This window comes from Granulosicoccus sp. 3-233 (assembly GCF_052681095.1).
Window position 1 is genome coordinate 436,715 of the sequence record NZ_JBQYLE010000004.1, and the last position, 23,656, is coordinate 460,370.

Sequence of the window (23,656 nt, forward strand, 5' to 3'; positions counted from 1 at the left end):
CAGGCAGTACGGACTTCACACTGCGGATGGAACCGTATTCCGCTCGCCAGCGGGTTAGTCGGGGCTTCAGAAAATCAGGAATGTGACGCGCGAGTCACACACTTCTGGCAAGATGAAATGCCAGGGAACGATAAGCAGCGGCAGCACACTATACTCAGGTGATGCATGACAAACTGACTCAAGTGGTACCGCATGATGATGCTGCGATGCATCAGGATTCCGACCTTCCTGCGCCGAACACGTCCAACCCGTTCCGCCAGGCCGCAGTCCTGATCCCGCTGGTTCATCATCAACAGCAATGGCAGGTTCTGTTCATTCGTCGGGCCAGTAACGAGCGGGACCGTCACAGCGGTCAGGTGGCTTTCCCCGGAGGCAGAATGGAGCCCACTGATGCCAGTCACGAGGCGGCCGCCCTGCGTGAAACGCGCGAGGAAATCGGTGTGCATGCCACTGACATCAACGTGCTCGGACGCATCAATCCCTACGTCACCATCAGTCACTACCAGGTCACACCCGTCATCGGCATCATGAACTGGCCGACCCCGCTGAACCTGCAGAAATCAGAAGTGGCCCGCGCATTCATGATACCGCTCGACTGGCTGCGCGATACCGGCAACTTCACGATGCGGGCCCGCTCCGAGATGGACCCGCACAGTGCGCGCTTGCATCCGATCGTCGTCTACAACGAATTCGACGGCGAGACCCTCTGGGGTGCCACGGCGCGTATGACGCTCAATTTCCTGAAGGCCGTTGACGAGGGTCAGCTGCTGCTGCCGCTACAGGGCGCCTGAACTTCTCCTCGGTTCCCGTGACAGCGATGCCACGGCTGCTTTCATGCGATCAAGACCTGCCCGCAAGCTCTCTCGCGGACAGGCGAAGTTCATGCGCAAGTACTGCGACTGACCGAACTGCTCACCGCCGGACAGGCCGACACCGTGTTCTTCGAAAAACCCCTGGGTGTCTTCCAGCCCCAGACCAGTCGCATCGATCCAGGCCAGATAGGTGGCCTGAATGGGTTCCACCGTCAGCCCCTGCACCTCGGCCAGATCTGAACGGATGCAGTCGAAATTCCCGGCCAGGTAGTCCAGCAGTTCCTGACGCCAGGGCCCCCCATCGCGATAGGCTGCCAGGGTCGCCGTATATGCCAAGGGCGGGACAGGTGAGACGATGGACTGACTGACGCTTCTGAAGCGTTCACGCAACGTCGGATTGCTGATGATGGCAAACGAGCAGTTCAGCCCCGCGATGTTCCATGTCTTGCTACCACTCATGAGCGTCACCATTGCATCTGCCATGGACGGACAGGCCTTGGCTGTCGGGTAGTGCCTCGCGCCGGGGTCGATCACCAGATCCGAATGGATTTCATCGGAGACCATGATCACATCATGCCGACGGCACAGATCTGCCAGCGCATTGAGCTCTTCCCGGGTGAAAACCGTGCCTGTCGGGTTGTGGGGCGAGCACATCATCATCAGACGAGTCTTGTCGTTGAAGGCCGCTTCCATTGCCGGCATGTCGTAGGTCCAGCGACCGTCCACCTTGTGCAGCGGCACTCTGACGACGCTCTGTCGTTCCAGGTCGTGAGAGTCATAGAAATGGTGATAGATCGGCGGATTGACCACGATCTCGTCACCATCGGGACAGAAGGCGCGACAACAGACGGCCAGTCCCGGCACCACACCCGGCAGCCAGACAATCCAGTCGGGATCGACCTGCCAGTCGTGCTCGTTCTGCAAATGGGCAATCACCGCATCGGCCATGCCCTCAGGCGGCACGGTATATCCGTAGACCGGGTGCTGCAGCCGCTCTTCGAGTGCCTGCTGAATCGGCGGGGCCACTTCGAAATCCATGTCTGCCACCCAGAAGGGCAGGATGTCACGCCCCTTGTAGCGATCCCATTTCAGGCTCGCCGTACCTGTGCGTGCCACCAACTTGTCGAAATCGATCATGTGTCTCCAGTTACGTCCGGTTCAATTCACTGCTGAAAGTTAGCCGCTCGGCTCGTTCGGCACAAGCCCCGGTGCGCTTCATGCCACTGCCACGCGACGTCGCCAGCGAGCGCCGAGCCCATTGCCGACCACCAGCACATTGCCCAGCAGCACCAGCACGATGCCGCCCAGCGCCGCCGGTGTCCATTCATAGCCTTCGAACAGACTGCTGATGATCAATGCCACCAGCGGAAACAGTACCGTGGCATAGGCGGCGCGATCGGCACCGATCCTGCCAACCAGCGTCAGATAGGCGCCGAAAGCGATGATCGAGCCGAAGACACTCAGATACAGCAGGGAACTGACGTAGGGCAGAGACCATTCGAAGTCGAAACTCTGCCGCGTCACCAGGGCGTACACCACCATCAGCAAGGCACCGTAGGCCATGCCGAAGGCGTTGGTCTGCAGCACCGGCAGATTCTTCGCCTGATTGCGGGCAGAGAGTATATTGCCGAGAGAGGCCGAGAAGGTGGCCACCAGACCGATCCCCAGTCCGGCCAGCACATCTCCACCGGCCGCCGCAGACTGCGCCCGGGAGGCGGCAATCTCGTGCCAGAAAACCAGCGTGATGCCCAGCAGACCGATCAATGCACCCAGCAACACCACGGGCTGTACCCGGCGACCGAGAAAGATGGCGCCATTGACGATGTTCATGACGATGACCGTGGAGAAGATGATGGCCACCAGCCCCGACGTGATCAGACCGGTACACCAGTAGAACAGCAGGTAATTGGTACTGAACAGACAGGCACCCTGCGCCGCCATGGCCAGATGCTCCCGCGGCTCGAAGCGCATGCGAACACCCCGCAACTGACACCAGACCAGCAACAGCAGTGCTGCCAGTCCGAAGCGATAGGCGAGCGATACCGACTCGTGCACCACACCCAGCTGGAACTTGATGGCAAACCAGGTGGAGCCCCAGATGAGAACGGTCAGCAGATAGAAGATGGAACCTTGCATGGCGGTGGACCGGCTGCTTGTGGTGTGGACAACGGAAGCCATAGCGTGGATGATGCAAGCCAACAATAACAGATACACATTTCCGGAAATACAACCATAACAGTTGAGCAGAGCATGACCAACGCCAGACAGTTTCTGTACGAGGAAGTGGCCCAGACCGTCACCAGCATGATTCACGACGGCACTCTGCCGGCAGGCTCACGTGCACCATCGCTCAGAGCACTGGGCAAACAGCTGAACGTCAGCGTCGCCACTGTCATGCAAGCCTACGAAGAGCTGGAGAAGAGCGGCCTGCTGAAGGTCCGGCCACAGTCCGGTTTCTATGTGCAGGCACCTGCACCGTCTGCCAGCACCGCCCCGCGCTGGCCCAGCACGACGGCTGCAGCGCGCAAGGTCCTGATCGGCGCACACATGAACGAGGTGCTCGACAGTGCGCGTTCCCCCGGTGTCCTGAACCTGTCCATCGCCAACCCGGCGGCCGAGCTGTTGCCGGTCAAGGCATTGAGCCGCTCCCTGAAACGTGTCTGCGCCTCGCATGCGGACAAGGGTCTGGACTATGCCCCCATCGAAGGCGTGCTCGATCTGCGCACCGCCATTGCCCGGCGCTCGGCTCATCTGGATCATCCGGTGGCGGTGGAATCGGTGCTGATCACCACCGGTGCCACCGAGGCCCTGTCGCTGTGTCTGCGTGCCGTGGCCCGCGCCGGCGATATCATCGTCGTCGAATCTCCCGCTTATTTTGCGGTACTGAAGATGATCGAAAGCCTGGGCATGCTGGCGCTGGAAATCGACACGGACCCGGTTGACGGACTGCGCCCGGCGGATCTGGCGGCGGTCATCGAGCGCGAATCGGTTGCTGCGGTGGTCTCGGTGGGTACCTTCAACAATCCCACCGGCAGCGTCGTGCCGCGCGAAGCCCGCGAGCAGATCGTGCAGATGCTGGCTGAGCGCAACATCCCGCTGATCGAGGATGATATCTATGGCGAGCTCTACCTGGGCCAGCACAAACCACTGCCCTACAAGGCCTTCGACCAGAGTGGTCAGGTCATGACCTGCAGTGGCTTTTCCAAGACCATAGCCCCTGGTTACCGCGTGGGCTGGATTGTGGCCGACCGTCATATGGCCGAACTGAAGGACCTGAAGCTGATCAGCAGCTCCGCCACCCCGACGCTGACCCAACTGGTCATGGCCGAGTTTCTCGCCGATGGTCGCTACGACCGGCATCTGACCCGTCTGCGCCGCGCCTGCCTGGCGCAACTGCAGGCGACTCGTCGCGCCGTGCACGCCAGTTTTCCGCCCGGCACCCGTATCAGCGAGCCCAGCGGCGGTTACGTGCTCTGGATTCAGCTGCCTCGCGGCATGGATGCCAACCAGCTGTACCGCGATGCCATCAGCGAGAACATCAGCATCACCCCCGGTGCCCTGTTCTCCAGTACGGGGAAATTCCGCAATTTTCTGCGCCTGTGTGCCGGTCAGCCGTTCACGGACGAAATAGCCCGGGGCATCGCGCGTCTGGGAGAATTGGCGCGGGGCCAACGGCCCGCCCGAAACCCGATACAATAGCGCGTTTGTACTGAACCTCGGCGAAACCTGTGATATCCACTGCAAACCTCACCATCCAGTTCGGCGCCAAACCGCTGTTCGAGAATGTCTCCATCAAGTTCGGCGAAGGTAACCGTTACGGTCTCATCGGAGCCAATGGCAGCGGCAAGTCCACCTTCATGAAGATTCTCGGTGGCGACCTGGAACCCAGCTCCGGTACCGTCACGCTGCTGCCCGGGGTGCGCATGGCCACCCTGCAACAGAACCAGTTCGGTTTCGAGGAATTCACGGTCATCGATACCGTCATCATGGGCCACCAGGAATTGTGGGCCATCAAGGAGGAACGCGATCGTATCTACTCCATGCCCGAGATGAGCGAAGACGACGGCATGCGTGTGGCCGAGCTGGAAGTCCAGTTTGCCGAGATGGATGGTTACTCGGCCGAGGCGCGAGCCGGCGAGCTGCTGCTGGGTGCCAGCATTCCGCTGGAGCAACACAATGTCCCCATGAGCGAAGTGGCTCCGGGTGACAAACTGCGCGTGCTGCTGGCGCAGGCGCTGTTTGCCGATCCCGATCTGCTGCTGCTGGACGAACCCACCAACAACCTGGATATCGACACCATCCGCTGGCTGGAAGGCGTGCTGAACGGCCGCAACAGCACCATGATCGTCATCTCGCACGACAGGCATTTCCTGAACAGTGTCTGCACCCACATGGCCGATCTGGACTACGGCGAGATCAAGATCTATCCCGGCAACTACGACGACTTCATGTATGCCTCCACCCAGGCTCGTGAGCGACAATACGCCGACAACGCCAAGAAGAAGGCCCAGATCGCCGATCTGCAGGCTTTCGTGCAGCGCTTCAAGGCCAACAAGTCCAAGGCGCGTCAGGCCACCTCACGCCAGAAGCAGATCGACAAGCTGTCCATCGAGAAGATGAAGCCGTCCAGCCGGGTGAATCCCTACATTCGCTTCGAACTGGAAAAGAAGCTGTTTCGCAATGCGGCCGAGCTGGAAGGTATCGAGGCGGGCTACGAGGACAACACCGTACTGAAGAAGGTGGATCTGATGATCGAGGCCGGTGAGAAAGTGGCCGTGATCGGCCCCAACGGTATCGGCAAATCCACCTTCGTCAAATTGCTGGCTGGCGAGCTTGAGCCAACCAGGGGTCATCTGAAATGGGCAGAGAATGCCACCCTGGGTTATTTTGCGCAGGATCACGAGGACGACTTCGAGACCTCGACCAGCATTCTCGACTGGATGACCCAATGGGGCAACGAGAATCACGACGAACAGGAAATTCGTGGCATTCTCGGCCGCCTGTTGTTCGGCAAGGACGATATCGGCAAGCCGGTCAATGTGGTCTCGGGGGGCGAAAAGGGTCGCCTGCTGTTCGGCAAACTGATGCTGCAATCGCCCAATGTCATGATTCTCGACGAACCGACCAATCACCTGGACATGGAATCCATCGAATCGCTGAACCTGGCGATGGATCTGTACACCGGCACGGTCATCTTCGTCAGTCATGACCGCGAGTTCGTCAGCTCACTGGCCACCCGCATCATCGAGCTGAAGGACAACAACCGCTATGTCGACTATCGCGGCAACTACGAAGATTACCTGGAAAGCCAGGGCATCAGCTGAGACGGGCTGGAACTACCAGCAGTCCGTATTGCTGCCGGTGCTTCGCCTGGCACCGGTATCACTGAGGGTGAAAGCCAGACACTCCTTGTCACTGGCCTGCTTGCCCCCCGTGGCCGGGGTGGCGGTCAACAGGTAGCGGCCCACACCGCCCGGATTGCTGATACTCACCACGTAATGCCCTTCCGGTGTGGCGTAGGTTGCTGCCCCACCATAGCCGAGCTCCTTCATGTCGGCAGCGTACTGATTGTTTTCGGTGAAATAGCGTTGCTGCTCACCGGCGACTTCGGAGAGAAAGGCTATCGCATCGGTACGCCGCGCATCGATCATGTAACTGGAATAGCTGGGCACGGCAATGGCCGCAATGATGCCGATGATGGCCACGGTGATCATCACCTCGATCAGCGTGAAACCGGCGTGGAACGGACGTTGACGGGGCATGAGCTTGATCTCCATCAGGGTGCCGGACAGTTGCCGGTGCGGTTGGTCTTGACCGAGGTAACAGCGCCGCGCTGAACATGGTCGGATCGGGTGCTGGTATTGGCAACCTGCACCTGGCTGTTCACATCCACCAGCAGGAATACCAGCTGCGTGGCCGACAGATCGGCACTCAGATCACTGGCCACCGGGGCAGTCTCTCCGCAGTACTGCACACTCAGCTCACCATCGATATTCACCCCCTTGCCATCGGTCAGCTGATCAAAGGCATTGGTCAACTCGGTATCCTCATCCGGGCTGACAATGGCTGCCGGGTCGTCACCCGAGTCGGTCGCATCGGAGGTCAGTGCAACATTCAGATACCCGACATCCCAGACCGAGGCAATGGCCGATTCCGCCACTTCGAAGGCGATCGCCTTCTGTTGGGCATTGCTGGTACGTTTCTCGTTCAGGCGGGTACCCGACAGTGTCGCCACCCCCAGAATGGTCATGGCGATCAGCAGAACCAGACTGACCACCAGCGCAACGCCCTTCTCCTGTTTCAGGGGCTTGCAGATCTGTCTCTTCCGGTTTTTCATTGGCGATTCCGCACCTTGACGGTACTGCTGAACACCTCACGAGCCACCCGGTCATCGTAGGTGAATTCCTCATCCAGCAGAACATAGGTCCTGCTCACGTTGCGGGTGCGAATCGGCTTGCCGGAGTTCACCAGCAGCGCAAAGCGCACTGCCACGACATCCGCCGAGTCCAGCGTTGCATCATGGGGCACGTAACTCTGTGGCTCCTCGGTCTCCGCATCACCGTCAGCATCGACACCGTAGAGCAAACGGAAGCGATCCACTCCCTCGACCACGGCCATCGGTGCACCACCCTGATTGCCCTGACAGGTCAGTTCGCCGCTGGCTTCGTCCAGTCGATAGACATTGACAGCCAGACCATCGGTAGCCGTGGTCTCCAGTCCATTGCAGTCATATTGCTGCTGCGAACGAATGCTGATGGTACTCACACCACTGGCCGAGATATCAAAGGCTTCCACGGATTCATCGGGTGAAAAGCCGGCCAGCCTCAGGCCACGCTGCAACACCGACACTCCATAGCGACCGTTTTCCTGCATGCTCTGCAGACCCTCGCTGTAACGCGCCGAGCGGCTACTGCCCGCATACATGTTGAACACGGCCGCAATGATGATCAGCCCCAGCACCATGGTGATCATGAGCTCGATCAGCGACAGACCCTGTTGCCGTGCCCGATGCCCCTGCCACGCGGTTGCAGCCTGGAGCCTGCTGCCTTGCCTGCTCATGGTCGCAGCACCATCTGTACCCGTCGCTCGACCGGCGCATCATCCGAACGGACAGTTCTGTTCTCCGGCCAGCTGACACTCAGGGTATAGGTCGATGTGTCCTCGCAGGGCGAGTCGTTGCAGTCCACCACAAGTCTGGCCCCAGCAGGCAACTGATCCTCGACTCCGCCACTCGCGCCTTCGCTTCCCCAGTCGCCACAGCTGACACTGAACAGATCGAAGGCGGCCAGCTCAGCTGCCGTGCAGCTCTGCGCAGCAGCTCCCTTGCTGGCCTGGCAATACGGCACGGGTCTGACATTGCAGTAGTTGGCATCATTTCCGGAATCAAAGCCATCATAGAAGCCATTGGATACGCCTTGCTCATTGATGCGCATGCGCGTGGCGATGTTCTCCGTCAATATCAGTGCCTTGGACCGGTTGAAGCCATTGTTGCTGTGCTTCATGCCGGTGAGCTGCAGGCCTGCCATGCCCAGCACCCCGAAGGAGACGACCACCAGTGCCACCAGCACCTCGATGATGCCGACGCCCTGCTGATGACACCGACCTTTCATTGTCCGTTGACGATGCATCAGGGCGTCTCCGTCTTGTCGACATCCAGCGTCGCAATGCGCCCGTTGGCGGCGACTCTGACGATGCGCTGTTCATCGCTGCCAAGCAGACGGATTTCGATATTGCCGGACAGAGGCACACCTGCCGGATTGATGCTGGAACCCGATTCACCAAAGTAGATGCGCTGCTCGAAGGCCGTGTCCGGGATGAAGCTGAACGTTGCCGAGCGTGATTCAGAGCGCACAACCAGCTCTTCACCGGCGCTGCGCTGGCCATTGCCATCGGCATCGAAGAACACGATCCAGCCATTGGCATAGCTGGTGGCATCACAGCCGGGCTCATCGGCCAGTGGATTGTCGCTCGGGCACAGGCCAACCGGGCCTGCCCGCTTGATGGCTTCTGACCGGGCCGTCTGCAGACTGTGAACGAAATCGTTGCTGGTCGCACTGATCTCGGAACTGCCCATGAAGGATTTCATGGAAGGCACCGCCAGACCGATCAGAACGGCACTGATGGCCAGAGTGATGATCAGTTCCAGCAGGGTGAAGCCGGCAGCCGACAATGCGTGCTGGCGCGGCACCCCGGATGGTTGAAAGCTCGTACTGGACATGCGTGCGTGGTCACCTTCAGCGTTTAGCCAAGTCCGGACAGACCGAACTTGCACCTGACTACGCCTTTAGCGACCACGCATCACAGTCATTGACCCGCGGACCGGCCCGGCCCGCGGTCAACCCTATCGGAGTGTGACCAGCTCCTCACTGCTGGTAGGGTGAATCGCGATGGTGTCATCGAAATCCCGTTTGGTGGCTCCCATCCGCATGGCCACGGCAAAGCCCTGCAGCATCTCGTCACAGGCCAGACCGATCATGTGGATACCGATGACCTTCTCGTCCTCACCAGTCACGATCAGCTTCATGGCCGTCTTGGCCTTGTGCTCGGTGAAGGAGTTGTACATGGCCGTGAAACTGGTGTGATAGCACTTCACCGCCTCGCCATACTGTTCACGAGCCGCCGCTTCGGTCAAGCCGACGGTTGCCATCGGCGGGTGGCTGAAGACCACCGTGGGAATCAGGCTGTAGTCCAGATGCCTGCCTTCCTGATTGTCGTAGATTCGATCCGCCAGACGCCGACCAGCGGCGATGGCAACAGGTGTCAGCTCGGCCTGACCAGTGACATCACCGATGGCGAAGATGCTCGGTACATTGGTCTGCTGGTACTTGTCCACCGGAATGTAGCCGCGCTTGTCCACCTCGACGCCGGCAGTTGCCAGACCCAGATCATCCGTGGACGGTGAACGACCGATGGCAAAGATGACCGCATCGAAGTCCTCGAGCCGCTCGCCATCTTCGCCTACGGCGCAGATCAGCTGCCCGTTGCGCTCCAGGCTGGCCGCGGTGAAATACGTCTTGATCTCCACCCCTTCGCCGCACATCTCTTCCATCAGACGCTCCTGCAGCATCAGATCGAAATCGCGCAGAAACGATTCATGCCGGATTCCCAGCGTGACCTTCGTGCCCATGGCGTTGAGCATGCCGGCCAGTTCAACTGCGATATAGCCAGCTCCCAGCACCAGAACCCGGTTCGGCTGGTACTCGAATTCGAAGAAACCATCGGAGGTGACACCATGCTCCTTGCCCGGAATATCCGGCACCCTGGCGTGGCCACCCGGTGCCAGTACGATGCGCTCGGCACTGTAATGCTTGCCATTGACTTCCACCGTGTTCGCATCCACCAGTCGAGCACGGCCGGTCAACGTCTCGACATTGTTCTGACCCAGGTACTTTGCGTAGGCGTTATTGATATTGCTGATGTATTTTTCGCGCTTTTCCACCAATGCATGCCAGTCAAAACCATTGACCGTGACATCGAAACCATAACCTTCCGCATCCCGCAGGGAATGCGCCATGGCGCCGCCATACCACATGACCTTCTTGGGCACACATCCACGATTCACACAGGTGCCTCCCAGAACATCATCGCTTTCGATGATCAGAGCGCGTGCGCCGTAGCTGCCGGCCCGATTCGCCGTGGCGATACCGCCGCTACCGCCACCGATGGCGATCAGGTCGTAGTCGTGATTGTGGGACATGATGGTTTCCTTGAAACGATGAAATTGGAACAATGAGCGAATCAGACAAGCCGCCGGACATCCACCTGGAGAAAATCGGTTCACGACCTTCTGCGGCGACCCCGCGAACGGTCACACCCTGTCTATTCGGGCTACTATACCGAGGCCCACACCTGATCGGACTTGCGTGGCCTTGAATTACACCGACTTCGGACAAAAATTACCGCACTTCGTTGCATTGACCCGGCTGAATCGCCCCATCGGCATCTACCTGCTGATGTGGCCGATGCTATGGGCGCTCTGGTTTGCTGCCAAGGGTATCCCTCGCCTGGATGTGTTGCTTATCTTCATTCTGGGAACCGTGCTGACCCGTTCGGCGGGTTGTGCCATCAACGACTACGCCGATCGGAACTTCGATGCCCACGTCGCCAGAACCCGCAGCAGACCATTGGCCACCGGTGCCCTGAGCGCACGTGACGCGCTGCTGAGCACCGCCGTGCTATTGAGCCTGGCGTTCCTGCTCGTGCTGTTGACCAACGCCCTGACCATCGGCCTGTCGCTGCTTGCGGCGGCCCTGGCCATTGCCTACCCTTTCGCCAAACGATTCACCCACTGGCCGCAGATCGTGCTGGGCGCTGCCTTCGGCTTTGCGGTCCCCATGGCCTACGCCGCGCAGACCAATACGGTACCGGCGCAGGCCTGGTGGCTGTATCTGGCGGCCATCCTGTGGGCACTGGCCTATGACACCCTGTACGCCATGGCCGACCGGGATGATGATCTCAAGATCGGCATCAAGTCGACCGCCATTCTGTTTGGACGCCACGACCTCCTGATCGTGGGCCTGTTGCAGGTGAGCGTTCTGGTGCTGCTGACCGTCATCGGTTGGCAGGACGGACGAGGCATTGTCTACTTTCTGAGCCTGCTGTCAGCCTCCGGCTTCATCGGCTACCAGCTGTGGATTGCCCGGGAACGCAAACCGGCACGCTGCGTCCAAGCCTTTCTCAACAACAACTGGCTGGGAATGACCGTGTTTGCAGGACTGGTACTGGACTTCGCCATCGCGCCCTGATGACTGACTCGACCCAATGGATCTCGCAGCTGCTGCAACGTCACGCCAGGGTGCTGGCAAGACAGAGTTCCCCTCCCGGCCCTGAAGCGCTGCAGGCGCTCAACAGCCTGCAACTGGCCGATGCCATCGTCGACAAGCGCCGGCTGAATCGCGAGCACCCAGAGCACGCATTGCAAGTGGCCATCATCGGCCCCACGCAATCGGGCAAGAGCACGCTGGTGAACCTGCTGCTGGACACGCAAGCCGCCTCCATCAGTGCTCTGGCCGGCTTCACCGTGCATGCCCAGGGCTATGCACGCGGCTACACGGAAGACGAGCTGCAGCTGCTCACCCCGATGATGGACCCCTTGCAGCGCGTACCGGCCACCCGGCTCAGTGCCACCGAGCTGGATACCTATGTCCTGGAATCGGTACCTGGCGGGCCGGACGCTCTGCTGGACAAGGCCGTGGTCTGGGACACCCCCGATTTCGACTCCATCGACGCTGGCACCTACAAGCGTGCCGTCATGAACACGGTGGCCATTGCCGACATCGTCGTGCTGATGGTCAGCAAGGACAAGTATGGCGACAAGAGCGTCTGGGACATGCTGCAGCTGATCCACCCGCTGGCTCTGCCGCTGCTGGTGTGCATCAACAAACTCGACCCTCAGGACGAACAGGCAGTGCAGCAGGCATTCAGCGCTCGCCATGCACAGCAGTTCGACACACCCTTGCCGCCTATCATCCTGCTGCCATTCGTTGCTCGCAATACACCGGGTCAGCGAGTATCCCTGCCAACCGAGCGCCTGCAGGAACTGCATCAGGTGCTGGCAGATCTGGGAAGTCAGGTGAACCGCGCTGCTGCCATGCGCGCATCGAAGGCCTTCATGCAGCTCCATCGCCAGGAATGGCTCGCTCCACTGGCAGAAGAGCGACGAGCGGCCAGTGACTGGCAGACACTGATCAGCGCCGCCATGACCGAGGCGGAAGATCAGTACTCCCGCGACTACCTGAACAATCCGGACAAGTACGACACCTTCAATCGCGCTCTGGCCGAGCTGCTGAGCTTGCTGGAAATACCGGGACTGGCTCCCATGTTGAGCCGCACCCGGCAACTGGTCACCTGGCCCGCCCGCAAGCTGCTCGGCGTGGGGCGTGATGCCATCGACAGACATGCCGGCTCATCGCGCTCCACCGCGCCGGTGGACCAGGAAGTACTGACACTGCAACGCATTCTCGACAGCACCCTGGTCAGTCTGCAGGGTACTCTGCTCGATCAGGGACAGGGGCGCAGCCAATCGGGAGGCCAACAGGCATTCTGGAGCGCGTTGTCTCGACAATTCCGGCAGCGCGAAGCGTCTATCCGGGACACTTTCCTGACAGAGGCCGAACAGATACGCAAGGAGTTCGAACCGCAGATCGAGGCTGCGGCCCAGCAACTCTATGTGCAGTTGCAGGCACAGCCTGCCCTGCTCAACTCCCTGCGTGCCGCCCGTGCCACGGCCGATGCTGCCGGTGTGGCCCTGGCCGTGAAGTCCGGCGGCCTGGCGCCTACCGACCTGGTGCTGGCACCCGCCATGCTCTCGGTCACGACGCTGCTGACCGAAAGCGCTCTGGGCAAGTACCTCGATACCATCAAGGCAGAGCTGCGAGAACGTCAGCGTCAGCACATCAACACGCGACTGCTGCAAGGAATTCTGGCCGCAGAGCTGCTGCGTCTGAGCACCACGCTGCCTGCCGATGAACTGTACGCCCAGCAACTGGAGCCGCAACTGCTGGCCGAGCTGACTGCACAGGGTGGATGAGCGCGGGCAACGAGCCGCCTGCCACTCGAAGGCATGACTCCGGACATATGACTGGCCTGGCACTGCGGATGCCGTTGAAGCCGTTGAAGCCGTTGAAGCCGTTGAAGCCGTTGAAGCCGTTGAAGCCGTTGAAGCCGCTGAAGCCGCTGAAGCCGCTGGCGCCGCTGATGCTGAGCTGCAATGGCGTCCCTCGCACCTCCTGCATGATGGCCGCGTCATTTTCGTAACAGGTTTCAATAACCCCCGGGATGGCCTGTGAGCTGCTACTTCGGTAGCAGCACTTCATCGCCAAGGATGACATGAGTCTGCCCTGGCGGCCAGACCAACTCAGGAGAGTTCCATTGAAACCCAAGCTACTTCGTTCCCTGCTCGCTGCCAGCACCTTTGTATTTGCAAGTGTGTCACTTGCGGAAGGTCCCGTCAGTGGCCACATCTCGGCTTATACAGTCACCGTTGATGCAGACGGCAAGGAGATCATTCAGCCAACGGCAGAGGCCAGACCAGGCGAATTGATGGAATACCGCCTGATATTCGTCAACAACGGAAAATCCGAAGTCAGCGGCATGAGCATCGTTGATCCGATTCCGGCAAACACCACCTTTGTCAGCGACTCTGCCAACAGCAACGCAGAATCTCGTTTCGAAGTCAGTGTTGACGGCGGCAGAACGTTCGAATCGGAACCCGTATTGCGTATCGAGACGCAGGCCGATGGCAGTCAGAAACAGGTCGTCATTCCACCCTCCCAGTACACCCATGTTCGCTGGGCAGCAGTGGAAACACTCGATGGGGAAGGTGGAACACAGCAGTATGCCTATCGAGTGACTGTCGACTGACAGTGCCCCTCGCACGCTGACAGTCCATGTTGGCAGCAATGACAACACCGCAGACGCCTGCCATTGACATGGTGGTCTCGCACGACGAGGGCGGCAAAGGGATACGGAAGATTCCCGCATGACTACCCGACAACACACACCAGCTTGCCGAAAAGTGCTCTTCCCGATCGTTCGCACACGCCATTCAGCTCACATACGATAAAGAGAAAGCCACATGAACCCGAGGAAATTCCGACTACGACCGCTGGCGCAAGCATGCGCTGCTTCGGCAGTCGCGGGAACCATGGCAGCCTGCGCTTCGTCCGCGCTTGCTGCAACTGCAGCCGGAACCGAGATCAAGAACCTCGCCACGGTCACCTACGAAGATTCTGCGGGCAACACCTACCGCGCGCAATCCAACGAAGCGATCGTGACGGTCGCTCAGGTCTACTTTGCCACAGTCGGTACCGACATCGATACCACCGGTGCTCCGGGGCAGACCGTCTACCTGCCGTATGTACTGAGCAATACCGGTAATGGTTCCGACACGTTCGAAGTCAGCGCGGTCGACGACATTTCCGTAGCGGATACGATCGATGCCGACAATATCACTGTCTATCGTGATACCAATGGCAATGGTCAACCCGACTCTGGCGAACCTGCCATTACATCACTGACACTGGCTGCGGATGAAGATGCCAGCCTTGTCGTGGCAGTTCGCGTGCCGACGACGGCCACCGATGTCGACACACTGGGCGTGACCCTCTCGGCCACGGCACAGGAAGGCAGTGGCTCGGCGGTAGTGGGCAGTGTCACCGACCTGACAACCGGCAAGGGCCGTGACGGCACTGATGGAACCAACGAGTCACTGATCACGATAACCGGTGATGCAGTTCTCGTGACCACGAAGACCTCTTCGCACGACACCGCCAATGACCAGATCAGCTACACCATTACCGTCAGCAACAACGGCAACACGGCAGCCAGGGATGTCATTCTGTTCGACGGCCTGCCTGCCGGAACCACCTATGTCAGCTCATCCGTCTCCGGCCTGCTCACCACCAATGGTGACACCCTTGCAAGCAGTACAGCCAATTTCGTGGAATCCGCTGGTCTGGATTTCAACGGTGACGGCGATGTGGCCGACAGTGGAGAGACCGGCCTGGGTATCGACCTGAATACGGATGGCGACACCACGGATCCGACCGTCGCCGGCGTCTACGCCATCGATGCCGAACTGGCGCCGAATGCCACGGTTTCAATGACATTCACCGTCAGCTATGACCGGGATGCCTTCGGTGGTGGTTACACCATCGACAACGTCGGTTATGTCAGCGCCGATACGAATGACAGTGGAACCTCCGATACCCTGGTCAGTTCGAATACGACCTCCGATGTCGTCTCTCAGGACTATGCCGTGACACTCGCCGATACCGGTGCTGGCGCCAGCGCTGGCGTCAACGATGGCGGTGATGATGACGCGACTGTCAACGATGATCAGCAAGTCGATTCGGCCGCCTCGGGAGGCGTCGTGTTCTTCGATCTCGTCGTGTCGAACGACGGCAACGGTGACGACAGTTTCGAACTGGCAGCCGCACCGGGAACATTTCCGACCGGCACGGTGTTCACGTTTCTCGATAGTACAGGCTCGGTGCAGTTGACCGATACCAACGGTTTCGGCGGTGTTGACTCGGGCGTCATAGCCCAGAGTGGCTCTCGCAGCTTCAGAGTACGGGCTCAGCTTCCACAGGGCGTATCCGGCGACAACGGTGGTGCCGGCTATCAGGCAACGATCACGGCCAGTTCATCCTCCGATCCGTCGGCGCCACCGGCCAGCGATCCGGTATTCCTGTCCTTGCTGGATATCGTCGCGGCCAGTTCGGATCTGCACAGCGCCACCGGCGGTACTCTCGGCGCCGATGAAGATCCGATCGGCACACCCGATTACCTGCCGGTCAGCACCGTCACCGCCAACGCGGGTGAGACGGTGACCATTCCTCTGTACATAGACAATGTCAGCGGTGTTTCCGACGCATTCCAGTTGTCGGTCGGCGCCAGCTGGGATGGCGCGGCACTGGGCGCTCTGTCGGAAGGCTGGAGTGTCGAGTTCTTTGCCAGCGATGGTGCCGGCGCACCGACCGGACCGGCCATCTCCTCCACACCGACCTTGCCCGGCGGCTCGACGGATTTCGAGTACTTTGCTGTCGTCACCCTGCCCGCCGAGGCTGCTCTTGCCGCTGCGGATCATTCCTCCGACAACGATGTGGATGCCTCCGACGAGACCATCGATGGCAATGCCGACGGTGACGGTGACTATCCCCTGTTCTTCCGAATCATCTCCGCCAGCTCGGGTGCAACCGATGTCCTGCTCGAAGCCATTGATGTCGTACCCAGTCGTGCGGTCGCATTCACGCCCAGTGCGTCGAACCAGGTCGAACCCGGTGGTACCGTGGACTATCAGGCAACTCTGGCGAACAATGGCAACTCCGAGGAAACGCTCGAGCTCACCACCAGCAACAGCCAGCCGGATTTCAACAATACGGTAGCCATCGACACAGACGGTGATGGCGTGACGGATACGGTGCTGGGCAATCTTGTCGTGGGTTCGACCATCTCCGTACTGCAAGCCGATGGCATTCTGCTTCTCATCGATGTGCTGGATGGCGATACCGATGGCAACCCGGAGCTGGTGTTGCCGCCGGGTGCAGCCATTCCCTTGCTGACAACCGTGTTTGCACCGAGTACGGCACCCTCGGGACAGGTAGACACCATGACCCTGCTTGCCACCAACACAGACGCCACCGCTGGTTCACCGAGCACCTCCGTGTCATTCCAGAGTGATGTCATCAACGGGCAGATACGACTGGTCAAGACAGTGGCAGTCGATACCAACTGTGACGGCAATCCCGACTCGCCTTTCGAGATCGTGCAATCAGTGGAGATCGAACCGAATCAGTGCGCCATCTGGCGGCTTGTCGCTGAAAATCAGGGCGATGTCGACGCCAGGAACGTGACCATCAGAGACAGCGTCACCGCCTTCACCACCTTTGAAGCCGGCGGACTCATGAAGTACTGTCTGAGCAATGGCTGTACACCGGCGGCTGTGACCGACGCCGACAATGATGATGCTGGTGGCAAGAGCGGCTCCAGCCTGGTCTTCTATGCCGGCACGGGATCCAACCCGGCAGGTGGCCAGGGAGGCACTCTGGTCCCCGGCGAGAAGGCGACAGCACAATTCGTTGTGCGAGTGGACTGACATATTCCGGGCTGCTCCCGCCCCGGCTCCTCCGACAGCAGGCTTGCGTCCGTCTTCACGGACGGACGACTGTCCAGGGCAATCCGACTCGGAAGCTCTGGCGAGCGCTGGCGCCTGCCCATCTGGCATACAGACTAGCAGAGACACGATGAAGGTCCCAGGTTCAGCACCACTCAAGCGGTTTTCACCGCTGCTGACGCTTGTGTCTCTCGTTCTGGTCATTGTTGCGTCCGCGGCAGGAGCAGCATCATCCGAACCCGGTACATCGATACGCAATCGCGCCGATATCAGCTGGTTCGACACGGCTTCCGGACTGGTCGCTCACACCCGATCCAATGCCGCGACTGTGACGATAGCAGGCGTCTATCGGTTTGCACTGGACGATGGGCTCGATACCACCGCGCATGCTGGCAAGTTCGTCAGCCTGCCCGGGCGCATCTACAACAACGGCAACGCCGAGGATCGCTACCGGGTGTCGGCAACAGACCTCTCGGGTGACAGTGGAGAACTGCAGAACATGCGCGTTCATCACGACACCAACGGTAATGGCATAGCCGATCCTGGCGAACCCCTGTTGACAGATACGACAACCCTGCCTCCGGGCGGGGTGTTCCAGCTGGTCATTGTCGGCAGTGTTCCTACCGACTCCCGACAGGGAGAGACCTTCAGGATCGAGCTGCACGTCGAACCACTGAGTGGCGAAGGGTCACCAAAGAAGAGCATCAATACCATCACGGTCACTGACGGTGCCTTCGTGACTCTGAACAAGTCTTCCAACATTGCCTGCACGGCCGACTTGCATCCCGGTGAAGTCATCGACTACCGGATCGATTTCACCAATAGCGGCAATCGCCTCGCCGAAGGCCGTGTACTGGATATCGAAGGCATCAAGACCCGGGGCATTCTGATCGTCGACCGCATACCCGGCGGAACCACCTTCATTGACAAGCAGTCGCTTTCCCACACCCCACTACAGGCCGTTCCCCTGATACAACGTCCCGGCGACGGCGATCGCTGGACTCGTCTGGAGAACTGGAATGGGGTGGATTCGGTTCTCTATCTGGCCTTGTACATCCCCATTGACAATCTGAGCCCCGGACAGAGTGGCCACGTCGCATTCTCCCTGAAAGCCCGGGACAACAACCTGACCGGTCGTCTGATCGAAAACGTCGCATGGATCGATATCGATGGCGACGGAGTCAATGAGTTCGAGTCCAATTCGGTCTGCAACCGAGTCACCACGGACCCGGTCGATCTGGGTGCGGCATCACCAGCCACCTTGAGATTCATCCAACCAGCCAGTCACCTGCGTCGCGCGGGGGAAGCTCCCGACTTCAACTCCGATCAGGACTTTGTCGAATCCGGTTCCTACCGTCTGGACAACGACGACGAGGGCTATGACCCTGTTCGCGATGGTCTCTATATCGAATTGAGCGCAGCCGATATCGACCCCACGGCCTTCATCAACAATGATGGCGAAGGCGCGTATGTCGTGGTCACACTTCGCTCCACCGGTACCGGTGATTCCCTGCAGGTGATCATGGTTGAAACTGCGCCGAATTCCGGCATCTATCGCACCATCCGCCCGATTACCCTCAGCGCCGCCCGATCCGGTGATGGGCGCTACTGTCCGGGAGGGTCGGAGTTGCCGATTGCACCGGCTGTCGACCTGGAAAGCATCGAGCCTTCCTGCGTCCTGCAGAGTATCGAGAACGACACCTTGCAAGTCCTGTACGATGACTCGGGTATTGGTATCTCGCTGACCCAGACGGTCATCGTCGATCCCTTTGGCACGGTATTCGATGCCTACACGCTGGCACCCATCGCCGACGCTACCGTGGCCATCATTGAGATGAGTGGCAACAGCGTGAGGGCAGGAGACAGAATCGCCGAAGATCTCGTCACCGGCACGCCCTTGACGATGCTGACCGATGCCGATGGCCGGTACAGGGTGCCACAACTCCCGTCCGGGACACGCCATTACGTCAGGGTAGAGCCACCCGCGACCCATCTGTTCCCGTCCGATGTACCACCGGAACAGTTCACCAGTTATGGCGTGACTCGGCATTCCTATGGTTCAGGCAGTCAGGTTGCGGGCATTGGCGGAATATTCACGGTGCCCGAAGGAGAAGCCACCCCTCTGTACGATATTCCCCTGGATCCGACCAATCGTGGAATGCGTCTGGTGGTCGAGAAGCGGGCCTTGCAGTCCGAAGCGGAACCCGGTGACGTGATTGCCTATTCCCTGCGCGTGCGCAATCAGAGCGAAGAGGAACAGTACAACGTCGTCGTGTTCGACCGCCTGCCCTATGGCTTCAAGCTGGTCCCGAATACCATGAACCTGAATGGTGAAGAATTCACGCAATTCGACGGAGCACCGGGGCCGGACCTGGAATTCCCGATCGGCACGCTCGAGCCCGGCATCGAACACGAACTGACGTACGCTCTGGAGGCCACGGCAGGTTCCATCGACAGCGACGGAATCAATGTGGCCCAGGCGACCGGTCGCACCCATTCCGGCGTGCAACTGTTCTCTGCGGAGAGTCGAGCACGTGTCAGGATTCGTCAGACCGGCGTGTTGTCGGATCGTGCTGCACTGTTCGGCAAGGTGTATGTCGATGCCGATTGCAACAACCTGCAAAACGATGCCGAGTGGCCCATCGGGGGCATCAAGCTCTACCTGGATGATGGCACCTTCGCCGTTACCGATGAAAACGGGCAGTACAGCCTGTACGGTCTTGAACCGGGCTTGCATGCGCTACGTGTCGACCCTCTGAGCCTGCCGTCCGGCCTGCTGCTGAAACCTCTTGACAACGCCAATGCAGCGAACGGCGAGAGCCGCTTTGTCGAGCTGTCCGCAGGCGACTTTCATCGCGCAGACTTCGCTGCCAGCTGCCCACAGACGGACATCGAGAAGGTGTTCGATCAGCTCATGGCACGTAATGAAATAATGGATGGTGACTGGTTGCTGGGAGCGGCCGAGCGATTCAACCAGAGCGAAGAATACAATGTGAGCAACGAAAGTGCGCGCGATGCCGATATCGACGGCGACTTGTCCAACGGAATTCTCAACGGTCCGGATGCGGGCCGGACCCGCAGTAACCGGCCCCTGGAAAACAGCTCCTCGCCCGAGGCCGGCAGCCGGCAAGCGAACGATCCGGTGTCACCGGCTGCCACGGATGACATGATGGATCCAGAACTCGCGGCCGAAACCATTACCACTGAGCAGGCCAGAACCGGCACCTGGCTCTGGCCGCGAGGTGATTCCAGCCTGGACGGCAGGTTTGTGGCCGTCGTGCGAGCAGGCGTTGTCCCGATGCTGTTCGTCAACGGCAAACCCGTTGACGAATCGCAGATTGGTGAGCGCATCGAGAATCGCAGCGCCTCGGCCCAGATCGTAGCCTGGTACGGCGTGACCCTGCGATCTGGTCTGAACCGGCTGGAAGTGCGCGGCACCGACAGCTTCGGCAATACGCGAATTCTGGCACGCAAGCAATTCAAGCGCCCGACAATGGGTACACGGATGGTGCTGCGAGCGCGCCAGGATACATTGCCTGCCGACGGCGGTCGTACCCTTCTACCAATCGATATCAACATTCTCGACGATAACGACTACCCGGCTCAGGGCATTCATTTTGTCACGCTGTCAGCCAACGGGTCCCGGCAGAACAACTGGCTGGAGGAGGACATTCAGGATAACGAGCCGGGCCATCAGATACGGGTAGTCAATGGTCGCGGTGTGGCCCACCTCAGAAGTTCCGAATTCACCGGGACTGTCATCGTTCGTGCCCAGGCCAATGACATGGCAGCCGAGATGCGTGTCTACCAGGTGGCTGCGTTGCGCCCGCTGTTCGGTATCGGTCTGCTGGAACTGGGCGTGAACTCGGGCAGCATCACGGGCCATGGCTTTACGCCGACTGATCAGGCAGATGGGCTCGATGATGAGGATTCGGTGGACGCCAGTCTGTCGATGTTTCTCAAGGGACGTGTCAAGGGTAACGCTCAATTGACCCTGGCCTATGACTCCGACAAGGATGAAGAAACCGATCTGCTGCGTGATATCAACCCGAACGCACACTATCCCATCCACGGAGACGCCTCGATACGCGGTTACGAAGCACAGAGTCGTTCCAGACTCTACGCCAGACTCGAGCGCGGCAAGAACAGTGTCATGTGGGGTGACTATCTGACCGATGCCAATTCCGATGTTGGTGATCTGGCTCGTGTGCAACGGGTCATGACCGGCTTCAACAGTCAATACCACAATGGCAATACACGCATTCAGCTGTTTGCGGCACGGCCCGAGGACACCCGCAGCTCCGAAGAAATCCGCGGTAACGGTACGGCCATGCTGTTTCGCCTCCGAGCAGCGCCGATCGTCCCCAACAGTGAAGTGGTCGAACTGATCGTGCGCGACCGGGAAAACCCGGGACTGGTGCTTTCGGCGCAACGCCTGACACGCTTCGGGGACTATGTACTGGACTCCATCAGCGGTCAGCTGACATTCGACCGACCGATCCCCAGCTTTGACGAGGAACTGAATCCGGTCTATGCCCGTGTGAGCTATGACCTGGAAAGCGGCGGGGAGTCCCATACCGTCGCTGGTGTTCGAGTGCAGCACGCACTGAGTGACTCCTTGCTGGCAGGGATCAGCCATACCGATGACCGCAATCCGGACGACAGCAGTGTTCTCAGCGGTGCTTACATCGACTACCGCCCCGATGAGAATACCGACATCAGCGTCGGCCTTGCGCGCATGACCCACAGTGATGAGCGTGGCCCGGGTACGGCAAAACGAATCTCGGTCGAACGCACCTGGGGATCTCGCCAGTTCGAACGACGCACCTCGGTGACGCTGGCACATGCCGACGAGAACTTCACCAACCCGGGAGCAGGTATTGCCGCGGGCAGACAGGAACTGCGCATCGATCACCGTCAGCAACTCAGTGACTCCCTGCGGGCCGATATGGAAGGCACTCACAGTCAATCATTATCCAACCGGGAATTGCGCAGCGCCATTGGCATCACATTGCGAAAGTCCATGGGTGACTGGACGCTGCGCGGCGGTACCCGGCATATTCGCCAGCGCACATCAAGTTCATCAGAGCGCTTCAACACGGCGATCAGCGGCGTTGAACGACGCTTTCATCTGGGCAACAGAGCAGGTTCTGCCAGCCTGGAATACGAGCAGGACATCGGACGCATGTCACGCAATCGTCTCGGCTTTTCCGGCAAATTGCAGGTACACGATCATGCGCATCTGTACGCCCGCTACGAGCGTCAGAACGGTATCTACGATTTCACGACCTCAGGCGGCACTCGCAACACCGAATCCTTCGCCATTGGCGGAGAATCGGACATCATTCCCAGTACTCGGCTGTATTCCGAATACCGCCTGCGTGGTGGTATCGACAGCCGTGACCTGGAGACCGGCAGTGGCGTGCGGGGAAACTACGAGATCACTCCCGGTGTCACGATCTCACCGTCCATCGAAGTCGTTGATACCCTGAGCGGAGACAACAGCAGTGACGGCGTTGCCGTATCTCTCGGCGCGACAGACCTTCGCAACCGGAACGCCAAACTCACCGGCCGGGCAGAATACCGCAAGGCAACGGCCAGCGACTATATCGGCCTGCGACTCAGCTATGCGGCACGCCTCGACCTCAACTGGACTGCTCTGCTGCGCGAGGATTTCACCCGCCAGACCTCGGACATCGGTCAGATGGATCTCAGACACGCCTTCACGGCGAGTCTGGCACGTCGTCCCAGGCTGGATAACCGTCACCACATGCTGTTTCAGTACACCTGGAAAGTGGAACGCGCCGAAGACGATACGCGCGACAGGGATGTCCATGTACTGTCCACCCATCAGAACGTCCAGATAGGCCCTCGTCTGATTCTCAGCGGACGCCTGGGTGCCAAACAGCAGAACGCCTTCCTGAAACGCGAAGACTACTCGACGGCTGCCGGGGTTGCAGATATCCGTGCCAGTTGGGACATCGATCGTCGCTGGAATGTCGATCTGCGTACCGGCGCCTTGATCACGGGTCGGCGTAGCAGACGACATTCCTTCGGTGCCGCCCTGTCCTACCTGCTGGAACGCAATCTGCAACTGCATATCGGTTACAACTTCATCGGCTTTCGCGAAGAGGATCTCGATCCGGAGGGCTATGACGCTCGCGGCATCCGGCTCGGGATGCGTTACAAGTTCGATGACAAGGCTTTCAGGTGGCTGCAGGAATGAGGA

17 protein-coding genes are annotated in these 23,656 nt (G+C 59.8%); 9 read left to right on the top strand and 8 right to left on the bottom strand.

The window, feature by feature from the left end:
- Positions 1-161: 161 nt before the first annotated feature.
- Positions 162-791 (top strand): NUDIX hydrolase, encoded by a 630-nt coding sequence (locus ACUNV4_RS13830; protein ID WP_430879154.1) that lies wholly within the window; start codon positions 162-164, stop codon positions 789-791.
- On the opposite strand, the gene ACUNV4_RS13835 is transcribed toward ACUNV4_RS13830, so the two are convergent.
- Complete coding sequence (locus ACUNV4_RS13835) at positions 777-1,949, bottom strand: MalY/PatB family protein (RefSeq protein ID WP_430879155.1); 1,173 nt, start codon at positions 1,947-1,949, stop codon at positions 777-779. The two genes, ACUNV4_RS13830 and ACUNV4_RS13835, sit on opposite strands and share 15 nt — an antisense overlap.
- A gap of 78 nt (positions 1,950-2,027) precedes the next feature.
- On the bottom strand, positions 2,028-2,948 hold the full coding sequence (locus tag ACUNV4_RS13840; protein ID WP_430879156.1) for a DMT family transporter: 921 nt from the start codon (positions 2,946-2,948) through the stop codon (positions 2,028-2,030).
- A 114-nt stretch (positions 2,949-3,062) separates the two neighbouring features.
- On the opposite strand from ACUNV4_RS13840, the gene ACUNV4_RS13845 reads away from it, so the two are divergent.
- Both ACUNV4_RS13845 and ACUNV4_RS13850 read left to right on the top strand, forming a co-directional pair.
- Complete coding sequence (locus ACUNV4_RS13845) at positions 3,063-4,511, top strand: aminotransferase-like domain-containing protein (RefSeq protein WP_430879157.1); 1,449 nt, start codon at positions 3,063-3,065, stop codon at positions 4,509-4,511.
- 29 nt (positions 4,512-4,540) lie between these two features.
- Positions 4,541-6,136, top strand: coding sequence for an ABC-F family ATPase (locus ACUNV4_RS13850; RefSeq protein WP_430879158.1), 1,596 nt, complete (start codon positions 4,541-4,543; stop codon positions 6,134-6,136).
- A gap of 12 nt (positions 6,137-6,148) precedes the next feature.
- Here the strand turns inward: ACUNV4_RS13850 and ACUNV4_RS13855 are convergent, their stop codons facing one another.
- From ACUNV4_RS13855 to gorA, 6 genes are all read right to left on the bottom strand, one after another.
- Positions 6,149-6,574, bottom strand: coding sequence for a type IV pilin protein (locus ACUNV4_RS13855; RefSeq protein ID WP_430879159.1), 426 nt, complete (start codon positions 6,572-6,574; stop codon positions 6,149-6,151).
- A 14-nt stretch (positions 6,575-6,588) separates the two neighbouring features.
- The gene (locus tag ACUNV4_RS13860) at positions 6,589-7,149 is read right to left on the bottom strand and encodes a PilX N-terminal domain-containing pilus assembly protein (protein WP_430879160.1); all 561 of its coding nucleotides are present in this window, start codon (positions 7,147-7,149) and stop codon (positions 6,589-6,591) included.
- Positions 7,146-7,871, bottom strand: a complete 726-nt coding sequence (locus ACUNV4_RS13865; protein WP_430879161.1) for a PilW family protein — start codon at positions 7,869-7,871, stop codon at positions 7,146-7,148. Before ACUNV4_RS13865 ends, ACUNV4_RS13860 begins: the two co-directional genes overlap by 4 nt.
- Positions 7,868-8,440 (bottom strand): type IV pilus modification protein PilV, encoded by a 573-nt coding sequence (gene pilV / locus ACUNV4_RS13870; RefSeq protein WP_430879162.1) that lies wholly within the window; start codon positions 8,438-8,440, stop codon positions 7,868-7,870. The genes ACUNV4_RS13865 and pilV overlap by 4 nt, the downstream gene beginning before the upstream one ends.
- Positions 8,440-9,030 (bottom strand): GspH/FimT family pseudopilin, encoded by a 591-nt coding sequence (locus ACUNV4_RS13875; protein ID WP_430879163.1) that lies wholly within the window; start codon positions 9,028-9,030, stop codon positions 8,440-8,442. The genes pilV and ACUNV4_RS13875 overlap by 1 nt, the downstream gene beginning before the upstream one ends.
- Before the next feature lie 123 nt (positions 9,031-9,153).
- Positions 9,154-10,509, bottom strand: a complete 1,356-nt coding sequence (gorA, locus tag ACUNV4_RS13880; protein WP_430879164.1) for a glutathione-disulfide reductase — start codon at positions 10,507-10,509, stop codon at positions 9,154-9,156.
- A gap of 172 nt (positions 10,510-10,681) precedes the next feature.
- Between gorA and ubiA the strand changes: the two genes are divergently transcribed.
- The 6 genes from ubiA (at position 10,682) to ACUNV4_RS13910 (ending at position 23,653) form a co-directional block, all read left to right on the top strand.
- Positions 10,682-11,557 carry a 4-hydroxybenzoate octaprenyltransferase gene (gene ubiA / locus ACUNV4_RS13885; protein ID WP_430879165.1) on the top strand — a complete coding sequence of 292 codons (876 nt, stop codon included), beginning with the start codon at positions 10,682-10,684 and terminating at the stop codon, positions 11,555-11,557.
- Entirely contained in the window at positions 11,557-13,341 is a 1,785-nt protein-coding gene (locus ACUNV4_RS13890) for a GTPase (RefSeq protein ID WP_430879166.1), read from the top strand. Before ubiA ends, ACUNV4_RS13890 begins: the two co-directional genes overlap by 1 nt.
- Positions 13,342-13,388: 47 nt before the next feature.
- On the top strand, positions 13,389-13,568 hold the full coding sequence (locus tag ACUNV4_RS13895) for a hypothetical protein (protein WP_430879167.1): 180 nt from the start codon (positions 13,389-13,391) through the stop codon (positions 13,566-13,568).
- A 114-nt stretch (positions 13,569-13,682) separates the two neighbouring features.
- Positions 13,683-14,174 (top strand): hypothetical protein, encoded by a 492-nt coding sequence (locus ACUNV4_RS13900; RefSeq protein WP_430879168.1) that lies wholly within the window; start codon positions 13,683-13,685, stop codon positions 14,172-14,174.
- A gap of 214 nt (positions 14,175-14,388) precedes the next feature.
- Positions 14,389-17,409 (top strand): hypothetical protein, encoded by a 3,021-nt coding sequence (locus ACUNV4_RS13905; RefSeq protein ID WP_430879169.1) that lies wholly within the window; start codon positions 14,389-14,391, stop codon positions 17,407-17,409.
- 148 nt (positions 17,410-17,557) lie between these two features.
- Entirely contained in the window at positions 17,558-23,653 is a 6,096-nt protein-coding gene (locus tag ACUNV4_RS13910) for a hypothetical protein (RefSeq protein WP_430879170.1), read from the top strand.
- Positions 23,654-23,656: the final 3 nt, after the last annotated feature.